The organism is Petroclostridium xylanilyticum (assembly GCF_002252565.1).
GTDB classification, from domain to species: Bacteria; Bacillota; Clostridia; order SK-Y3; family SK-Y3; genus Petroclostridium; species Petroclostridium xylanilyticum.
Genome location: NZ_NPML01000019.1, coordinates 396,870 through 415,504, shown reverse-complemented (window position 1 = coordinate 415,504; position 18,635 = coordinate 396,870). Strand labels below are relative to the sequence as shown.

Genomic DNA, 18,635 nt, shown 5'->3' with positions numbered 1-18,635 from the left:
ATACAATATGGTGATAGTATGAAAACTGTAAAAAAGTTTGTAATTCCTGTATTAGTGGTATATATAACGTGGTGGCTTGGAGCAATTTTGATCGATAGGCCGGTGTTGCCTGTTCCGCATAAAGCCATTGTGCAATTTTTTAAAATTCTTCCCAAACAGCTTTGGCGGCATATGTTGGTAAGCCTGTATAGAGTGGTAAGTGCGATGGGGCTTGCATTATTGTTGGGATTGCCTTTAGGACTGTTGATTGGACGCAATAGAGAAATGGATAAAATGATTTCTCCGGTTATTTATTTGCTGCATCCCATTCCTAAAATTGCATTTCTTCCCGTAATAATGTTGTTGTTTGGATTGGGAGATTTGGCAAAAATATTTACTATTGCAATGATTGTTTTTTTCCTGGTATTCATAACTGCAAGAGATGCAGGGAAAAATATTGATAAACAGATATATTATTCGTTAGTTTCAATGGGAGCAAGTGAACTGCAAATTTATCAGCATGTGGTCATTCCGGCGGTAATGCCGGCGGTATTTACCATTCTCCGGTTGAGCATCGGCACTGCCATTGCTGTTTTGTTTTTTTCAGAAACCTTTGCTACCAATTATGGTGTAGGTTTCTTTATCATTGATGCATGGACGCGGATTGTCTATGAGGAAATGTTTGCAGGAATTATAGGATTAAGCTTGATAGGTCTTATCTTATATGCTATTGTAGATTTATTGGAAAAACGCATATGTAAATGGAAAAATATATAAAGCGCTAATAAAAGAAAGGAGACAAAATTTATGTATGACATTATCATTATTGGTGGAGGAGCTGCCGGGCTTACAGCAGGATTATATGCAGGACGAGGTGGCTTAAAGGCACTGATTATCGAAAAAATGTTTGTTGGCGGGCAAGCTGCTACTACATATGAGGTAGATAATTACCCCGGTTTTAGTGAACGGATTAGCGGTCCGGACCTAATGATGAAGATGGAAGCCCATGCCAAAAAGTTTGGTACTGAAATTGTATATGAAGACGTGATTGAAGTTGATGTAGAAGGAATAAAAAAGACGGTTAAAACTAACAAAAACACTTATCAGGCCAAAGCGCTTATTTTAGCAATGGGGGCAAATCCTAAAGAATTAGGATTGGAAAAAGAAAGAAAGTTTAGAGGAGCAGGAGTATCCTACTGTGCGACCTGTGACGGTGCTTTTTATCGTGATAAGGTAGTTGCAGTTGTGGGTGGAGGAGATACTGCTGTTGAAGATGCACTATTCCTTTCCAGATTTTGCCCTAAAGTCTATCTTATTCACAGGAGAGATTCATTGAGAGCAGTAAAAGTTTTACAAGATGCAGCCATGGCTAATGATAAAATTGAATTTATTTGGAATACAACAATAGAAAAAATACTGGGTGAAGAAAGTGTAGAAGGAATCACCATAAAAAATGTAAAGACAAACGAAGTAAAAGATTTAAACGTAGATGGCTTATTTATTGCAATAGGTGTAGTTCCCAACAGCGATTTGGTTAAAGGGAAAGTGGAAACCAATGAAGCAGGTTATATTATTACTGATGAAAACATGCAGACAAATAAATTTGGCGTATTTGCAGCAGGAGATATTAGAGAAAAAATTCTTCGCCAAATCGTAACAGCTGCTGCGGACGGAGCCATAGCCACCTATGCGGCGGAGAGATATATTAATGAGAATAGATGGTAATAAATGAATTGAGAATTGACTATTGAGAATTATGAACTATAAATGCAGGAATGACATAATGGATTGCCGATATCCTGAATATTAAATCCTTGAAGAGGTTTATTTATATATAAAGCGATAATGATTTTACATTGGAGTTACAATTGCTACGCATATGCAAAATACAAAAGTTAATGTAAAATCTTTAATGCGTTCAATATAGAATAATTCTTACTTCAAAAAACGGGGGGGGAAATATCTTGCTGCTTATAAAAAATGGTAAGATTCTGACTATGGATGGAACAGATTATGAAAATGGATATGTACTAATAGACAATGGGAAAATTGCAGGAGTTGGGAGTGCAGATACTTTTGATGAAAGTCAATTCAGTATAGATAAAATAATAGATGCTCAAGGTGGGTATGTTCTTCCAGGATTTATTGATGCACATTGTCATGTGGGAATGTGGGAAGATTCAGTTGGCTTTGAAGGGGATGACGGAAACGAAGATACCGATCCGGTAACGCCTCACCTTCGTGCGATAGATGCCATCAATCCTAACGACAGGGCTTTTGAAGAGGCGAGGGAAACAGGGGTAACCACCGTTGTAACCGGGCCGGGAAGTGCCAATGTAATAGGCGGACAGTTTGCTGCCATTAAAACTTATGGCAGAAGAATCGATGAAATGATTTTAAAGGAACCTATTGCAATGAAGGTTGCTTTTGGTGAAAATCCCAAAACAGTCTATCACCAGAAAAACCAGTCACCCGTGACACGAATGGCTACAGCGGCCATACTTAGAGAAAGTTTGATGAAAGCAAGGGATTATAAGAGGACGATGGATGAGTATAACGCAGATCCTGAAGAAAATGACAAGCCGGATTTTGACTTTAAAATGGAGAGTTTGTTAAAGGTATTAAATAAGGAAATACCTTTAAAAGCCCATGCCCATAGGGCTGATGACATTTTTACGGCTCTCAGGATTGCCAGGGAATTTAATCTAAACATTACTCTTGAACATTGTACAGAAGGGCACCTTATAGCAGATTATCTTAAAGAAGAGGCTATACCGGTAAATGTAGGTCCTTCGCTATCTGACCGTTCAAAAGTAGAGCTTAAACACCTTACATTTAAAACACCGGGAATACTGGCAAAGGAAGGCTTGAGTGTAGCCATTATCACTGACCACCCGGTAACGCCCATACAATACTTGCCTCTATGTGCCGCCCTGGCAGTACGGGAAGGCATGGATGAATATGAAGCTTTAAAAGCAATCACCATTAATGCAGCAAATAACTGCGGTATAGATGATAGAGTCGGATCTATAAAAGCAGGAAAAGATGCTGACATTACCATTTTTAACGGGCATCCTCTCGATTTTAGAACAAGGGCGGAGTATGTATTAATTAATGGGAAAATTGTATATGAACGAAAAGAATGATTCACCATGAAGACGGCAGGGCGTATGGAAATACACAAAAAAATTCTGTTTATTCTATTCAATATATTGACTATTTATACCATTTTGTGATATAATCCCATATTTGACACTTGAACAAAACAAAAATCCTGGAAAGCCTTGATTTAAAAGGTTTTGCAGGATTTCTTATTGTTATAAAAAGTGCGTAATGTTTTTATTTTTTCGTTTCTTTAAAAATTTTTTTCATCATACTCGTAGTAACAATCTGGTAGTCGGTACGAAAGTTAAAAACATCATGAAGCGCATCGGTAAAATCTGTTCTTGTGTAGGTTGGAACATAGCCTTCGCCTTTAACTTCTAAAAAATCCATATCTCTCAGCCCGCCAATAATCTCATGACATGTGAATTTTTCTTCGAGCTTTTTTTCGAGCAGCCTGTAAATAATCAATGATATAAAGCAAGTGATAAAATGTGCTTCTATCCTGTCATCGTTGCTTAAGTACACGGGTCTTGCTTTGAATTCACTTTTCATAATCCTAAAGCATTCTTCAATCTCCCATCTTCTGTGATTCACCTTGATTATTTCAGATACATCATCCTCAAGGTTTGTGCAAACCCCATAAAAACCATCAAAGGCTTCTTCCTTCTGGATTAGAGCAGAATCAATGCTGTATATCTCGTTTTCTGCAACTTCTCCATCAGCAGTACAGCTTGTTTTGGTAATAAACCTTTTGTAATCGTTAGCATTGCATTTCTTGATTTTTGTCGGGTTGTTTTCTATTGCCTTTTGAGCTCTTTCTATTTGAGAGTTGCGGATTTTACGCTGATAATCCCTGTATTTGATAGAATACGTTATAATCAGCCTTTGTTCAAAATCTTTTTCTTTAATCCAGCGCTCCTTATAAAATACTTTTGCCCTTATTTTCGTTTTATCTTCAGGAGAAGCTTTATCTACCATTTCATCAAGTTTGGAAATGTCATAGGTTTTATCGCTGCCCGGGAGTTTCCAGCCATTTGGAGCAAGAGCCCATTTTTTTAAATGTTCCTTTAATTTTTTGATAGACTGTGTTGTAATAAATGCCCGGCCATCCTTGTCGTTAAACTTTCGATTATCTTCAGAAGCAAGGCCTGCATCTGTGCAAACAATAAACTTAGAAAGTTCAAAGTCAGAAATAATTTTCTTTTCTAATGGCTTTAAAGTCAGTTGTTCATTCATATTCCCTTTGTTAATGCTGAAAGCCAGAGGGATTCCATCTCCGTCCATAAACAGTCCCATTTGAATGATCGGATTGGGTTTGTGATCTTTAGAAGGACCATATTGCTTGTTGCCATCCTCCTGTTCAATTTCAAAAAAGTAATTGGTGCAATCATAGTAAAGAATACCGGTATTTCTTTTGGAAACCTTCAGGCTGTTTTCATACAAGGAGGACTGGATAAAATCTGTCTCCTTAGCAAGGATTTCAAGAGCCCTGTATATTTGATGCAAATCAAAATTCGGCTGTTCTAAAAATTTTTTGGAAAGCTCACAGGTTGCAAGCTTGGAAGAAGGGAAGATCACTCTTGCGTAAATCAATCTTGAAAGAATGGAATTCATGTCAAAATCGAATTTATATTTCTGTGAAATTTCTTTGCAAATCTTATGGAGTCCGAGTTCATGGTATATTTTTTGCAGGAATAGGTACCCGCCATTAAAGGTACGCTGTTCTCCTTTGTTGACAAGTTTTGTAGGCGAATACTTTACAAGTACTTCTCGCTTCTCTTCTTTTTCTTTCTTATTAAGTTCTTCAATATATTTCTTTGCCCATTCGATGGGGTCTTGGCCGTTTAGTTTCTTAAGAAGTTCATTATAAGTCCCGAGTTTTTCAACAATTTGTGTATGCTCTTTTCCATTGGTATATATAGTTTTTATAACATAAAATGAAGCTGCATTTTTTGATCTAGATATCTGTAATCTCATGGCAATATTCCTCCAAACACCTATATTATACCAAATAACGCAAAACTACGCAAGTTAAAACACAAAAAATTGACAAAAAAACAATAAAAAAAGCCCTATTACTAAGGCTTTCAGAAAACTTGTACTTTATTCAACTGTCAAAGACCCGAGTGCTCTTGGATTTTATTATAACAATAAACAGGCTGCAAAGGGTGGAACGAAATTTATAAACAATAGATGGACATACCCCAAAATTTAATTTAAGAAACCAGCAAGCTCTTGCAGTATCTGAGTTCGAAGAGACTCAGCTGCTGCGATTTGGGCTTCTTTTTTGTATAGTTCAAAAATTCAGCAATACCAGTTTTGTGTTTCTTAAGCACTTCATAAATTCCATCCGCGGTACTGTAGTAAGGGAAAGGTGGTATGCCATGTACTCTTTTGGATATCTCCTGCAAAATAAAAATCATCTGCCTGCTACTTATGGATTTTGAAGTAAGAGAAATATAGCTCATTGCCATGGTTAATAAAAAGTTTATGTTTTTAAGCCTTTGATAGGACTGGACTCTTACATCTTCAAGCTTGTATTGATTTTTCTTAAATCTTATGAACTCTTCTACATTCCATCTGGATATGTAGCAAAGTATAGGTCTTAAACAGTCTTTACCATCTTTTATATCAAGGTTAGTTAAAAGCATAAGCCCTTTTCTGGCATACACTATTACAAAGACAAGGTTACATACTTTGCCAGTACTCTCAGGCAACTCTATAGGCAGAAAACCGAACTGAATTTTTCTTTGCTTACCGTTCTTTTTCTTTATGATTGTTGAATATTTACCCTTATATTGTTTAACAAGGTCGACAATATTTATTTCCTTACCTTTGAAAATGACATTGCGGTTTTTCTTAAGCCTTATGACAAACTTTTGAGAGTTGTTTTCAAAATAATTAAAGAACAGTACATTGTCCATACCTCTATCCATGGTGTAAATGCCCTTGGTCCCGTATAAGCGTCGGAGCTTGTCTAAACACTTTATGATTTCTTCATTTTCACTTTTAAATCCCGGTTCACTTGGAGAGAATAAATCTGAATATATTGGGACAAGAAGCTTGTCTCCGTGGTTATATATAAGTGCTTCAAGTAGATAGTACCCGTCCATATTGGTTTCTTTTGTGCTTCCATCCCTGATCTTGCCCATATTTTCAAAGACTACGCCGTACTTTTTAACAATATCACTTAAGTCGATAATGATAGGCGTATCATGGTGAATATACCTTTTAACTTCAGAAGAGAGGTTCTTAAGTACATCATCAGTATAGGAGAATTTTTCAAGGTTTCGGGAAAGGCGTTCTATAGTCTTTTTTAACTTTATCTCCTCATTTAAAGAACGGGATATTTCAGCCAGTATTACTGTTTTGGATGCGAGTATGCCAAAGACCATGCAGGATAAGAATTTCTTAAAGGGAACAGGGAGACCCTGAGCCAATCTGGAACAAAAATTACAAATACTTCTTTTCAAATCATATGCTGTTTTGCTATAATCAAACATGTAGGAAAGCCCCTTTCTATGTGGTTTATGTGTTTTTTTTCGATATCTTAACAATACCATAAATTTGGGGGCTTTTCTCGTGTTTTTACAAATCTGTGGACAAATTTCTCAAATCTCCTGATAACTTCTCATTTTCAGCTTCTTTTTGTGGATAATTTTATTAAAAGAAAAAAATGGGGTATGTCCATAAACAATAGATCTTGAATTAATGCAGCTGTTATCCCAAGTTTGACACTTGGCGAATACAAAAAGCCTGATAAGGCTTGATATTAAAGGGTTTCAGGCTTTTGATTAAATAAAAAATTTGCGTACTTTTTTAAAATCCTTGCTAATGCTGCATTTGCTGTCATTTAATAAATCGGCAGATATGATTTGAAAATTAAGATTAAAATAATAAAATCACTAGAAAGTACGCACTTTTAGAAAATCAAATTTGACACAAAAATGTGCTATTTTTAAGGCTTTGAGCACTGTTTGAAAAGTTGCAACTGTCAAAGACCCGTTTTATTAAAAGAAAAAAATGGGGTATGTCCATAAACAATAGATCTTGAATTAATGCAGCTGTTATGTTATAATATTTATGAAACGATGTTTCATAAAGTGGGACGTGGTGAAATGGCGGAAAAAGGAGTTCAGGCATTAGATAGGGCATTAGATATACTAGAATTGCTTGCAACAGAAAAAAGGGGTCTTGGGGTTACTGAGATTGGTAACCGTGTTGGACTTCATAAAAGTACAGTTCATAGATTGCTCAGTGCTCTTGGTGAAAGAGGATATGTGGAGAAAAATGCTGATTTTGGTACCTATCAACTGGGTATGAAACTAGTTGAAATCAGCAGTCTTCATCTGAATAGTATTGAATTAAAAACAGAAGCAGCACCGTATCTTAGAAAGCTTGCGGCGGAGAGTACGCAACCTGTACACCTTGCAACTTTTGTAGATGGTGAAGTTACTTATATCGAAAAGGTTGAAACACTGAATAGCATTCGTATGTATTCTCAGATAGGAAAACGTGTTCCGATGCATTGCTCAGCTGTTGGAAAGGCACTGCTAACTGGATTGCCCGATAATGAAGTTGAAGAAATGCTAAAAAAATATGATTTAAAGTTATATACCTCTAAAACCATGAATAATATAGAACAGATATTAAAGCAAGTCCAGGAAGCCAGAAAAAGAGGTTGGGCTGTTGACAACGAGGAGCATGAAGAGGGTATTCGGTGCATAGCAGCACCTATTTATGATTACAGGGGCAAAGTTATAGCGGCAGTAAGCACATCGGGCTCAAGTAATATTTTCACACCGGAAAGAGACCAGGAGATAAGCGAGTATGTAGTCAAAGCAGCCAGGGAGATATCTAAAAGAATGGGACACACCGCGAATTGAGAATTTAAAATATTCTATTATATATATAACACTAAGTATGTTACATTATTGTTATTTTTTTCACGGTTCACAGTTCTCAGTTCACAGAAATTAACCAAGAAAATCCTGTGAACCGTGAACTGTGAACTAAAATAGACAATGTAAAGTACTTAGTAATACTTATATAGTAAAATTAAATAGTTTATGAGTAGGCATATCCCTTAAATGGGATATCAAAATATAATCTTTATTAAAACGATGTTTCATATAGTAAAACCAATAGTATATTCTGAGAATTGGAATTGTAAATAGGTTATCGGTGCTTATTTAATTAATTCACCATTCTCAATTCTCAATTCTCAATTAAAAAATGGGAGGTTTTTTACATGATGGACAAAGAAAAAGTAATTACAAGGATTTGTGAAGCAGGGATTGTAGCAGTGGTGAGGGCTGAAAGCAGTGAGCAGGCTCTTAAAATTGCTGATGCCTGTATTGAAGGAGGGGTTGCAGCTATAGAGTTAACCTTTACTGTACCTGCGGCACACAGGGTTATTGAAGAACTGGCCAAGACCTATACCAAAGGAGAAATCATCCTTGGCGCAGGAACAGTAATGGATTCGGAAACTGCAAGAATTGCTATTCTTTCTGGAGCACAATATGTAGTAAGTCCATATTTTAATCTGGATACCGTTAAACTGTGTAATAGGTACAGAATACCGGTTATGCCCGGGGTTATGACCATTAGGGAAGTGGTTGAGGCGATGGAAGCAGGGGCAGATATCCTTAAGGTATTCCCTGGGGAAGCTTTTGGACCAAAGATTATCAAAGCAATCAAAGGCCCAATTCCATATGCAAAGATGATGCCTACCGGCGGAGTGGATGTAAATAACGTTGCTGAATGGATTAAAGCCGGTGCTGTTGCTGTAGGAGCAGGAGGAGCACTTACTGCCGGAGCTAAGACCGGAGATTATGCATCCATCACAAGAATAGGCAGGGAATTTGTTGAAAAAATAAAAGAAGCAAGGGGACAATAAAACATTAAGATTGAGGTGAAGAAAAAAGAAAGGATGGATTAAATGAGCAAAAAGGTTGTTACTTTTGGGGAAATCATGATGAGATTGCAGACGCCTGATTACCAGAGATTTGTACAGGCAAAGAGCTTTGATGTAGTATATGGCGGAGGAGAAGCAAATGTTGCCATTTCTCTTGCAAATTTTGGTTTGGATGCGGTGTTTGTTACCAAACTACCTAAAAATCTCATTGGAGATGCCTGCCGCAATGAAATAAGAAAATATGGGGTAGATACACAATACATAGCTAGAGGCGGGGAAAGATTGGGGATATACTTTGTTGAAAAAGGTGCTTCCCAGCGGGCTTCCAATGTTATATATGACAGGGCAAATTCTTCAATTGCTACAGCAAAATCAGGAGATTTTGACTGGAAGAAAATTTTTGAAGGTGCAGAATGGTTTCACTTTACCGGAATTACTCCGGCGATCAGCGATAGTGCTGCGGAACTTTGCCTTGAAGCTTGTAAGGCTGCCAAGGAAGCTGGTGTTACTGTAAGCTGTGATTTGAATTTCAGAAAGAAACTCTGGACTTCTGAAAAAGCAAATAGGGTTATGTCCGGTTTGATGCCTTATGTGGATGTAGTAATTGCAAATGAAGAAGATGCAGAGACAGTATTCGGAATTAAAGCAAAGGAAACAGATATTACTTCCGGACATTTAAGTGATGAAGGATATAAGGATGTTTGCAAGCAGCTTGTTGAAAAATTCGGGTTTAAGAAGGTGGCCATTACGTTAAGAGAAAGCTTGTCAGCTTCGGTTAATAACTGGTCCGGGCTTCTCTACGACGGACAGGGATTCTATAAATCCAAGAAATACAACATAACAATTGTTGATAGGGTTGGTGGAGGAGATTCCTTTGGTGCCGGCCTGATCTATTCGTTAATGAATGGTTTCAGCATGCAGGATACCATCGAATTTGCCGTAGCAGCTTCATGCTTGAAGCATACCATTGAAGGTGATGTTAACCTTGTAAGCGTTGATGAAGTTAAGAACCTTATGAAGGGTGATGGGTCCGGCAGGGTTCAAAGATGATCATATAGTTTATTCTACTTCCTAAATATTGGCTCTGGAGCTATTCCAGGGCCTTATTTCAGGTCTGGACATTGTTAAATAAAACACAATTATTGTAATTTTATTCATAAGCATGTATAATTAGTGTGGATTTTTAATAGTTGCAATCTATATAGTTCACAGTTAACAGTTCTCAGTTCACAGTAGTAAACGATTTAATAGCTTTTACTGTGAACCGTGAACTGTGAACTTATTTACTTTATCTGCCATGTAAAATCATTATCAGTAAGTATATAGCTATTAAAAAAAATATATAAATAAAATAGGGGGTTTTTGTATGGATTTATTGTTGTTAGCTCCAATAGGAGCAATCATTGCTCTTGCTTTTGCCGGCTACCTGGCTTATTCTGTCCTCAAGCAAAGCGAAGGCACGGAGCAAATGAAAAAAATTGCTGCCGCAGTCCGTGAGGGCGCCAATGCCTATCTCAAGAGGCAGTACACCGGTGTGGCCATCTTTTTCGCAGTAATGGTTGTTATTCTTTCTATTTTAGCATTTCTTGGCTATCTAAATCCGTTTGTTCCTTTTGCTTTCTTAACGGGTGGATTCTTTTCAGGGTTATCAGGGTATTTTGGTATGAAAATTGCCACAAGTGCAAATGCAAGAACAGCAAATGCAGCTAAAAACAGCCTTAACAGCGGTTTGAGAGTTGCATTTTCCAGTGGTGCGGTAATGGGCTTTGTAGTTGTTGGCTTAGGACTTCTGGATTTAAGCGTATGGTTTTATTTCCTGAAATGGATTTTTAGAAACTTGGATGAAGCGCAACAGATTCAGAATATTACAAGTGCCATGCTCACTTTCGGTATGGGGGCAAGCTCCATGGCCTTGTTTGCCCGTGTTGGAGGAGGCATATTTACCAAGGCTGCTGACGTAGGTGCTGACCTGGTAGGTAAGGTGGAGGCAGGTATTCCTGAAGACGACCCAAGAAACCCGGCTGTTATTGCAGATAATGTCGGGGATAATGTGGGAGACGTTGCCGGGATGGGTGCCGACCTTTATGAATCCTATGTTGGATCTATCGTTTCTACCAGCGCATTGGCAGTTGCAGCAGGGTTAGGTTTTAGTGGTGTAACCATACCCATGACAATGGCAGCTATAGGTGTCCTTGCTTCTATTATCGGTACTTTCTTTGTCCGTTCTGGAGAGCAGGCAGAACAGAAGGTCCTTCTTGCCGCTTTAAGAAATGGTACTTATGTAAGCGGTGGATTAATTGCAATTATTTCTTATTTCCTTGTAACTGCAGTACTGGGTACTGCTCATATCGGCGTTTATTATGCGATTCTCAGTGGATTACTGGCAGGTATCCTGATTGGATTTTTCACAGAGTATTACACCTCAGACACATATAAACCAACGCAAAAACTTTCCGGAACTTCCCTTACCGGTCCCGCAACAGTCATTATTGGCGGTATTTCCTTAGGAATGTTTTCTACAGCAATTCCTGTAGTGATTGTAGGTATCGCTGTACTTGCAAGCTACTATCTGGCAGGTGGTGCCCAGAGTTTTAGTATGGGCTTATACGGCGTAGGTATCTCTGCAGTAGGTATGTTGAGTACGTTAGGAATTACGCTGGCGACGGATGCCTATGGTCCGGTTGCTGATAATGCCGGTGGTATAGCGGAGATGTCCCACTTAGGTCCTGAAGTCAGAAGACGTACCGACGCACTGGATTCTTTAGGCAATACTACAGCAGCAACCGGCAAAGGATTTGCGATTGGCTCTGCAGCTTTAACTGCTCTTGCATTAATTGCAGCCTATAAGGAAGAAGTAGAACTAATTGTTAAAAAGGAAAATTTACAATTTGCTTTTGACCTGACAATTATTAATCCTCCGGTATTAATTGGGCTGTTTATTGGCGGAATGCTTCCTTTCGTCTTTGCTTCGTTGACGATGGAAGCTGTTGGCAGGGCAGCACAAATGATTGTTGTGGAGGTTAGAAGGCAGTTTAGAGAAATAAAAGGTCTCATGGAAGGTACTGCTCAGGCAGATTATGCAACCTGTGTTGATATCTGCACCAGGGCAGCACAAAAAGAAATGTTGGCTCCGGCACTATTGGCGGTAATTGCTCCTATCGTAGTAGGACTGATCTTAGGGGTAAATGGTGTAGCAGGTATGCTCGCCGGGGCAACGGTAACCGGATTTGTGCTTGCCATCATGATGGCAAACTCCGGTGGTGCATGGGATAACGCAAAGAAATATATTGAAGCAGGCAACCACGGCGGCAAAGGTTCCGACAGTCATAAAGCTGCAGTAGTTGGTGACACGGTAGGTGACCCGTTCAAAGATACTTCCGGACCTGCCATCAATATATTGATCAAGCTGCTTTCAATGGTATCTATTGTATTTGCAGCGTTCGTATTGCATAATTCATTATTGAAATAAATTTTAGCTTAATTCTTTGTTGTTTTTTTTATATTTTAATGGTGAAAAGCCTGTTATAGCTTTAAAAACTCTTCCAAAGTGGGTTATATTTTCATAGCCCACTTTTTCTGCTATCTGCGTAACATTTAACTTTGATTCTTTTAACAACCTTTGTGCTTCCTTTATCCGTACGCTATTTACATATTCCACAAATGTAAAGCCGGTTACTTCTTTAAAAGTTCTGCTGAAATAGTACGGGCTGATAAAGAATTTTTTAGAAATAGAAGTTAAAGTAAGATTTTCCATGTAATGATTATTAATGTGCTTTACAATATCAGATATTTTTTTGTGCACAGCATTAGGATATTCAAAATGATTAGTAGATACCTTGGCAACACATCTGGTGATAAATAATAGCAATTCTACCAGTGAAACTTTTAAATAAGTCTTAAAGCCTTCCGATTGCCTTTTATTTTCACTAACCATTTTAAAAAGCAGGTTTTCTATAAAACTTTGTTCAGTAATATTCAGCCTTAAAACATTGATATTTTGATGAAAACAGGAAAATAAATCAGTATCATTTATATCGTCAATCGTACTGCCTAAAAACTCCTTTTTAAATTCAATCAGAATTCTTTCATGCATGGTGTTGCTACTGTCCACATGGGTAGTTTTGTGAATTTCATTCTTGTTGATTATTACAAGGTCACCTTTTACGACATGATAAGTTCTGTCTTTAATAAAGTAATAGCGTTCCCCGGATAGCATATAGTAGATTTCATACCGATCATGATAGTGATTGGCAGGCATATTAAAAATATCTGTTCTTTTGCGGTATTCAACCATAAAAAGATCTGAAGCTTCATTTATATCTTTTTTATTCATCAAAACCACCTCAATCATATTTTACTATGTTTCCTGGATAAAAAAAAGCAAAATATGTAGAAAATAAAGAAAATGTGCAATAAATGTGCTGAATATCATTAATTTTTGCTGTATTATAAAATACAGATAAAAGAGTTAAGGAGCCAGTCTATGGATATATTGTTTTTAAAATTTATATAAATCAATGAGGAGGATAAAATATGCAATATGTAGATAACAAAGTGCTTGGGTTAAATATTGCCTATATTGGGGGAGGCTCAAGAGGATGGGCATGGAATTTGATGAGCGACCTTGCTCTGGAAGAACAGCTGTCAGGGACTGTAAAGTTATATGACGTAGACTTCCAGACAGCGTACAATAATGAAATCATTGGTAACAGCTTATCAAAACGTGAAGATGTAAAAGGCAAGTGGCAATATGCAGCAGTGAAAACATTGGAAGAGGCCTTAACGGGAGCAGATTTTGTTGTCATTTCTATCGTACCGGGTACTTTTAAAGAAATGGCTTCAGATGTACATTTACCTGAAAAATATGGCATCTATCAGTCAGTAGGGGATACGGTTGGCCCGGGAGGACTGGTAAGAGCGTTAAGAGCCATTCCGATGTATGTTGAGATTGCAGAAAGTATCAAGAGGTATTCGCCTAATGCATGGGTGATCAATTATACCAACCCAATGACACTTTGCACAAGGACACTTTATGAAATTTTCCCGCAGATAAAAGCTTTTGGCTGTTGCCACGAAGTTTTTGGGACCCAGAAACTGTTAGCTTCCATGCTGAAAGATCTAAAGGGTATTGAAAATGTAAAAAGAAGTGAGATAAAAGTAAATGTATTAGGGATTAATCACTTTACATGGATTGATAAGGCAAGCTATAAGAACATAGATCTTATGCCATTGTACAGGGAATTTGCTGATAAGTATTATGAAGATGGATTTGAAGATGGTGAAAAAGGACATTGGATGAACAGCTATTTTGCTTCTGCCAATCGGGTGAAGTTTGACCTTTTTAGAAGATACGGTTTGATTGCTGCCGCCGGAGACAGGCACCTGGCAGAGTTCATGCCTCCTTGGTACCTCAAGGATCCTGAAACGGTGAGAAAATGGAAATTTAGCCTGACACCAGTGAGTTGGCGGGTAGAACATAGGGAAGAATTGATACAAAAGGGTAAAAGGCTGGCGAAAGGAGAAGAACAGGTTGAATTAAAAGCATCAGGAGAAGAAGGAATTCGTCAAATAAAAGCATTGGTAGGATTAGAAGAATTTGTAACAAATGTAAACCTGCCGAATCAAGGACAAATGCAGGGAATTCCTATAGGGGCTGTTGTAGAAACAAATGCGTTATTTAGCAGGGACAGCATAAGGCCGGTGATGGCAGGAAAACTTCCTGATGATGTGCAGAATTTAGTAATGAGGCATGTGCTTAACCAGGAAACAGTCTTAAAAGCTGCCTTAACAAAAAATAAGTCTTTAGCTTTTAGAGCCTTCATTAACGATCCACTGGTAAACATTCCTGTTAAGGAGGCAGAAGAGTTATTTAATCAGATGCTTGAAAATACAAAAGAATATCTGCCCGGATGGGATATTTAACTTTTAATGTCAAGGGGACGGGGTTGTTGACAACACCTCCTAATCTATGATAATGTAGGTTAGGAGGTGTTTCGTATGTCAAGGAAAGCGAGAGAGAAGAGCAAAAGCGGAATATATCATATCATGATGAGAGGAATAAACCGACAGTGCATATTTGAAGATGAAGAAGACTGCACAAAATTTTTGCGGGTATTGGAACAATATAAAGATAAATGTGGATATGAAATATATGCATATTGTCTGATGGGAAATCATGTACATTTATTGCTAAAAGTTGGTGAAGAACCATTAGAACAAGTGATGCGTAGGATATGTGGTAGCTATGTATATTGGTATAATCTGAAATATGATAGGATAGGGAGTCTGTTTCAGGATAGATTTAAAAGTGAGCCGGTAGAAGATGAGGCATATCTTTTAACTGTTCTAAGATATATACATCAAAATCCACTTACAGCTGGCTTGGTGAAAGACATTGAAAAATATAAATGGAGCAGCTATAGTGAATACGTGGAGAAAGTAAAATTAGTTAATATTGATTATGTTCTTGAAATGTTGAATGAAGACCGGGGAAAAGCGATAAAAATTTTTATCAAATATAACCATGAGTTGAATAATGATGTATGTTTAGACATGAGTGAAAAGAATCGAATAACGGATGAAGAGGCAAGGACTATAATAAAAAAAGTGTGTAATATAAGGAATGTAACAGAAATGCAAACTTTTGATATTTTAACAAGAGATAAATATCTCAAAGAATTAAAAGAAAAATATTGTTTATCGGTAAGACAGCTTGAAAGATTAACAGGTATTAATAGAGGAGTTGTTTTAAAAGCGTAGGTTGTCAACAACCCCGTCCCCTTGGCACATACTCTTACAAAGTATCATATAAAAAGTTCTCAAGACTTCACTTTTATGCTAAAATAATTATATATTATTCATAAAAATTATTTTTTGATGGAGAAATTTATGAGAAATTTCTACAAAAATCTAAAAATAAAGAACAAACTATTTGTCATATTTCTGGCGGAAACTCTCATTCTTAGTTTATTGAGCATTATAGCGCTGCAAATTTCATTTTATATATATGATGAGCAGCTATATAATCAAGCTGTTGAAGTGCTTAACCTGTGGTCAACAAATGTGGAAAACAAACTTAAGCAAGTCAGCAAACTATCTTATAACATCATCTCAAACATGGAAGTACAGCAATATTTAATGACTATAAAGAACGACCCTTCAATGTATAATAAAGTTGTTGCAGGTGATAAGCTGGATGATAAACTATTGGCGTGGGCATTATCAGAAAAATATATTTTTTCCATACAGGTTATTGATACTAATGGAAACAGGTATGAAGGGGGAATAGATTCACTAAAAATAGACAAGGCGCGGTTAAACGATATTGTAGATAAGGCCAGTCGAGCAGAAGGGAAAGATTTATGGATTGAACCTTATGGACAGGACAAGGCCATCATATCTGCAAGAGTTGTGCGTGCCATACCTGAATTATCACTGGAGTCCCTCGGGACGCTTATAATTATTATTAATCCAGAAAAACTAATTGATAAATCCTCAAGCTTATCGTCAAGGTATGACCCTGATATAGTGATTCTTTCGGGGGATAATATTATATTTGAAGGCTATAAGGCATTTCCCATAAAACGATTGCTGCTGCCTAAAGGCCGGGAACAGGGTTATCTTATTACCCAAGTTGATGGAAAAAAATATCTGATTGCCTATACCACTTCGGACTACACAAATTGGACATACCTGAATGTTATACCGTATAAAGCCATATCCAAGCAGACATCGAATATAAGGATTATAATGACGGTTTTGTTTTTATGTATTTTTATAGTAATCCAGTACCTTGGTGTTAACTTTGCACGGGGAATCACCAAACCCCTTGAGAGACTAACCGAAGAGATGAAAAAGGTAGAGAACGGAAATTTTGAAGAAATTCAAAATGTAAATCTTACATCCAGCAATCGGAAAGATGAGGTAGAAAGTCTTGAATATGATTTCAGGCTGATGGTTGATAAAATTAACACTCTTATTAATGAAAATTATACAAAGCAGATCATGATAAAAGAATCTGAATTAAAAGCGCTGCATGCGCAGATTAACCCGCACTTTTTATATAATACACTTGATTCTATAAACTGGCAGGCCAAGTTAAATAAGCAGTATGAAATTGCTACAATGGTAAAGTCACTGGGAAATTTATTAAGGAACTCGATCAGTAAGAAAGACTATGTAATCACCATTGAGGAAGAAACACGGCTTTTAGAGGACTATATCGCTATTCAAAAAATCCGGTATGAAGAACGGTTGGAATTTAAAATGACCATAGACGAAGGACTGAACGAATATATGATTCCGAAACTGACGCTTCAACCGATTGTGGAAAATTCGATAAACTACGGTCTGGAACAACTGCCCGAGGTTTGTAAAATAAATATTTGCACACATTTATACCCTGATAAGCTGGAGATTACCGTTGAAGATAATGGACCCGGAATGGATGATGAGTTTCTTGAAAAGCTCCGGAAGGGTGAAATCAATCCAAGGGGTTCCGGAATCGGATTAAAAAATATCAATGAAAGAATAAAAATTTTATTTGGTGAACAATACGGTTTGTGTATTAATAGTAAAGTAAACGAAGGTACAAGGGTAAGTATTTATTTGCCCTATAAGAAGGAGGTCTGCTGATGTATAAGCTTTTACTCGTAGATGATGAAAGAATTATTCGAGAAGGAATAAAATGCATGGTAGATTGGACCGGCCTGGGAATTAGTATACAGGAAGCAAAGAACGGACTGGAAGCTTATGATATGATTGTAAATGAAATACCTCATATTGTGTTGACGGATATAAAGATGCCGGGTTTAAATGGGTTGGAATTAATTGAAAAGACAAAAGAGAGATTTCCGGATATCGTTTTTGTTATTTTATCCGGATACGGAGAGTTTGATTTTGCAAGTAAAGCGATGCAGTATGGTGTTAAATATTACCTTCTGAAACCATCCAATGAGAATGAAATTACAGATGTTTTGATAAAGGTTATTGCTGAATTAAAGGAGAAAATAGAGAAAGAAGAATTTATCAACAGTATAAAAAGTAAGCTGGAGAAAGTTATGCCTCAAGTAAAGGAGCAGTTTTTACGAGACGGCTTAATGAATAGATTTTATCAAGAAGATCAGATAGGAACGGAAATTGCACAGGCCAATTATGAGCATAATGCTCGAAGAAACAGCGTATTAATTGATTCCATCTTAAAGTGCATAGATGAGAATATACAAAATGAACAGTTGTCCTTATCGTGGATTGCAAAAGAGATATTATATATGAATGAGGATTATCTGGGAAAACTTTTTAAAAAGGAGATGAATGAAAACTTTTGTCACTATGTTAAAAGGGTAAGAATGGAAAAAGCAAAAAAACTGATAGAAGAGGTAAAGGACTGCAAAATTTGTGAAGTTGCGGAACAGGTGGGCTGTGGTAGCAATCCTCAATACTTTGCGCAGATATTTAAGAAATACACAGGATATACTCCAACAGAATATAAAAAGTTATTTGAATAGATAAAGTGAACAAATTATAATAGAATTTTATATGAAAAGTCGGTTTTTTGCACAAACAAATCGGTTTTTTTTATTCTTATCCTTTGTTTAATCCGGTACAATACAAATATAATCTTAAAAAATATTTC

General features: G+C 36.9%; 14 protein-coding genes. 11 read left to right on the top strand and 3 right to left on the bottom strand.

Going from position 1 to position 18,635, the window contains the following annotated elements:
• The first annotated feature begins 18 nt into the window (after positions 1-18).
• The 3 genes from CIB29_RS14110 (at position 19) to CIB29_RS14100 (ending at position 3,125) form a co-directional block, all read left to right on the top strand.
• On the top strand, positions 19-756 hold the full coding sequence (locus tag CIB29_RS14110; RefSeq protein ID WP_094550717.1) for an ABC transporter permease: 738 nt from the start codon (positions 19-21) through the stop codon (positions 754-756).
• 30 nt (positions 757-786) lie between these two features.
• Positions 787-1,704, top strand: coding sequence for a thioredoxin-disulfide reductase (gene trxB, locus CIB29_RS14105; RefSeq protein ID WP_094550715.1), 918 nt, complete (start codon positions 787-789; stop codon positions 1,702-1,704).
• A gap of 239 nt (positions 1,705-1,943) precedes the next feature.
• On the top strand, positions 1,944-3,125 hold the full coding sequence (locus tag CIB29_RS14100) for an amidohydrolase (protein ID WP_094550713.1): 1,182 nt from the start codon (positions 1,944-1,946) through the stop codon (positions 3,123-3,125).
• Positions 3,126-3,318: 193 nt separating this feature from the next.
• On the opposite strand, the gene CIB29_RS14095 is transcribed toward CIB29_RS14100, so the two are convergent.
• A complete protein-coding gene (locus CIB29_RS14095; protein ID WP_094550711.1) occupies positions 3,319-5,061 on the bottom strand; it encodes an IS1634 family transposase in 1,743 nt (580 codons plus the stop codon).
• Positions 5,062-5,300: 239 nt separating this feature from the next.
• Entirely contained in the window at positions 5,301-6,587 is a 1,287-nt protein-coding gene (locus tag CIB29_RS14090; RefSeq protein ID WP_157910310.1) for a transposase, read from the bottom strand.
• A gap of 615 nt (positions 6,588-7,202) precedes the next feature.
• Here CIB29_RS14090 and CIB29_RS14085 point away from each other — a divergent pair.
• From CIB29_RS14085 to CIB29_RS14070, 4 genes are all read left to right on the top strand, one after another.
• Complete coding sequence (locus tag CIB29_RS14085; protein WP_094551141.1) at positions 7,203-7,970, top strand: IclR family transcriptional regulator; 768 nt, start codon at positions 7,203-7,205, stop codon at positions 7,968-7,970.
• A gap of 368 nt (positions 7,971-8,338) precedes the next feature.
• Positions 8,339-8,983 (top strand): bifunctional 2-keto-4-hydroxyglutarate aldolase/2-keto-3-deoxy-6-phosphogluconate aldolase, encoded by a 645-nt coding sequence (locus CIB29_RS14080; protein ID WP_094551138.1) that lies wholly within the window; start codon positions 8,339-8,341, stop codon positions 8,981-8,983.
• 42 nt (positions 8,984-9,025) lie between these two features.
• Positions 9,026-10,051, top strand: a complete 1,026-nt coding sequence (locus CIB29_RS14075) for a sugar kinase (RefSeq protein ID WP_094550707.1) — start codon at positions 9,026-9,028, stop codon at positions 10,049-10,051.
• 316 nt (positions 10,052-10,367) lie between these two features.
• Entirely contained in the window at positions 10,368-12,470 is a 2,103-nt protein-coding gene (locus tag CIB29_RS14070; protein WP_094550705.1) for a sodium-translocating pyrophosphatase, read from the top strand.
• A gap of 3 nt (positions 12,471-12,473) precedes the next feature.
• Here CIB29_RS14070 and CIB29_RS14065 read toward each other — a convergent pair whose 3' ends face one another.
• On the bottom strand, positions 12,474-13,334 hold the full coding sequence (locus CIB29_RS14065) for an AraC family transcriptional regulator (protein WP_094550703.1): 861 nt from the start codon (positions 13,332-13,334) through the stop codon (positions 12,474-12,476).
• A 200-nt stretch (positions 13,335-13,534) separates the two neighbouring features.
• Between CIB29_RS14065 and CIB29_RS14060 the strand changes: the two genes are divergently transcribed.
• The 4 genes from CIB29_RS14060 (at position 13,535) to CIB29_RS14045 (ending at position 18,507) form a co-directional block, all read left to right on the top strand.
• The gene (locus CIB29_RS14060) at positions 13,535-14,923 is read left to right on the top strand and encodes a family 4 glycosyl hydrolase (protein WP_094550701.1); all 1,389 of its coding nucleotides are present in this window, start codon (positions 13,535-13,537) and stop codon (positions 14,921-14,923) included.
• Positions 14,924-14,998: 75 nt separating this feature from the next.
• Complete coding sequence (locus CIB29_RS14055; protein ID WP_094550699.1) at positions 14,999-15,760, top strand: transposase; 762 nt, start codon at positions 14,999-15,001, stop codon at positions 15,758-15,760.
• Between the two features lie 129 nt (positions 15,761-15,889).
• Positions 15,890-17,635 carry a sensor histidine kinase gene (locus tag CIB29_RS14050; protein WP_198543894.1) on the top strand — a complete coding sequence of 582 codons (1,746 nt, stop codon included), beginning with the start codon at positions 15,890-15,892 and terminating at the stop codon, positions 17,633-17,635.
• A complete protein-coding gene (locus CIB29_RS14045; RefSeq protein WP_094550695.1) occupies positions 17,635-18,507 on the top strand; it encodes a response regulator transcription factor in 873 nt (290 codons plus the stop codon). Before CIB29_RS14050 ends, CIB29_RS14045 begins: the two co-directional genes overlap by 1 nt.
• Positions 18,508-18,635 lie beyond the last annotated feature (128 nt).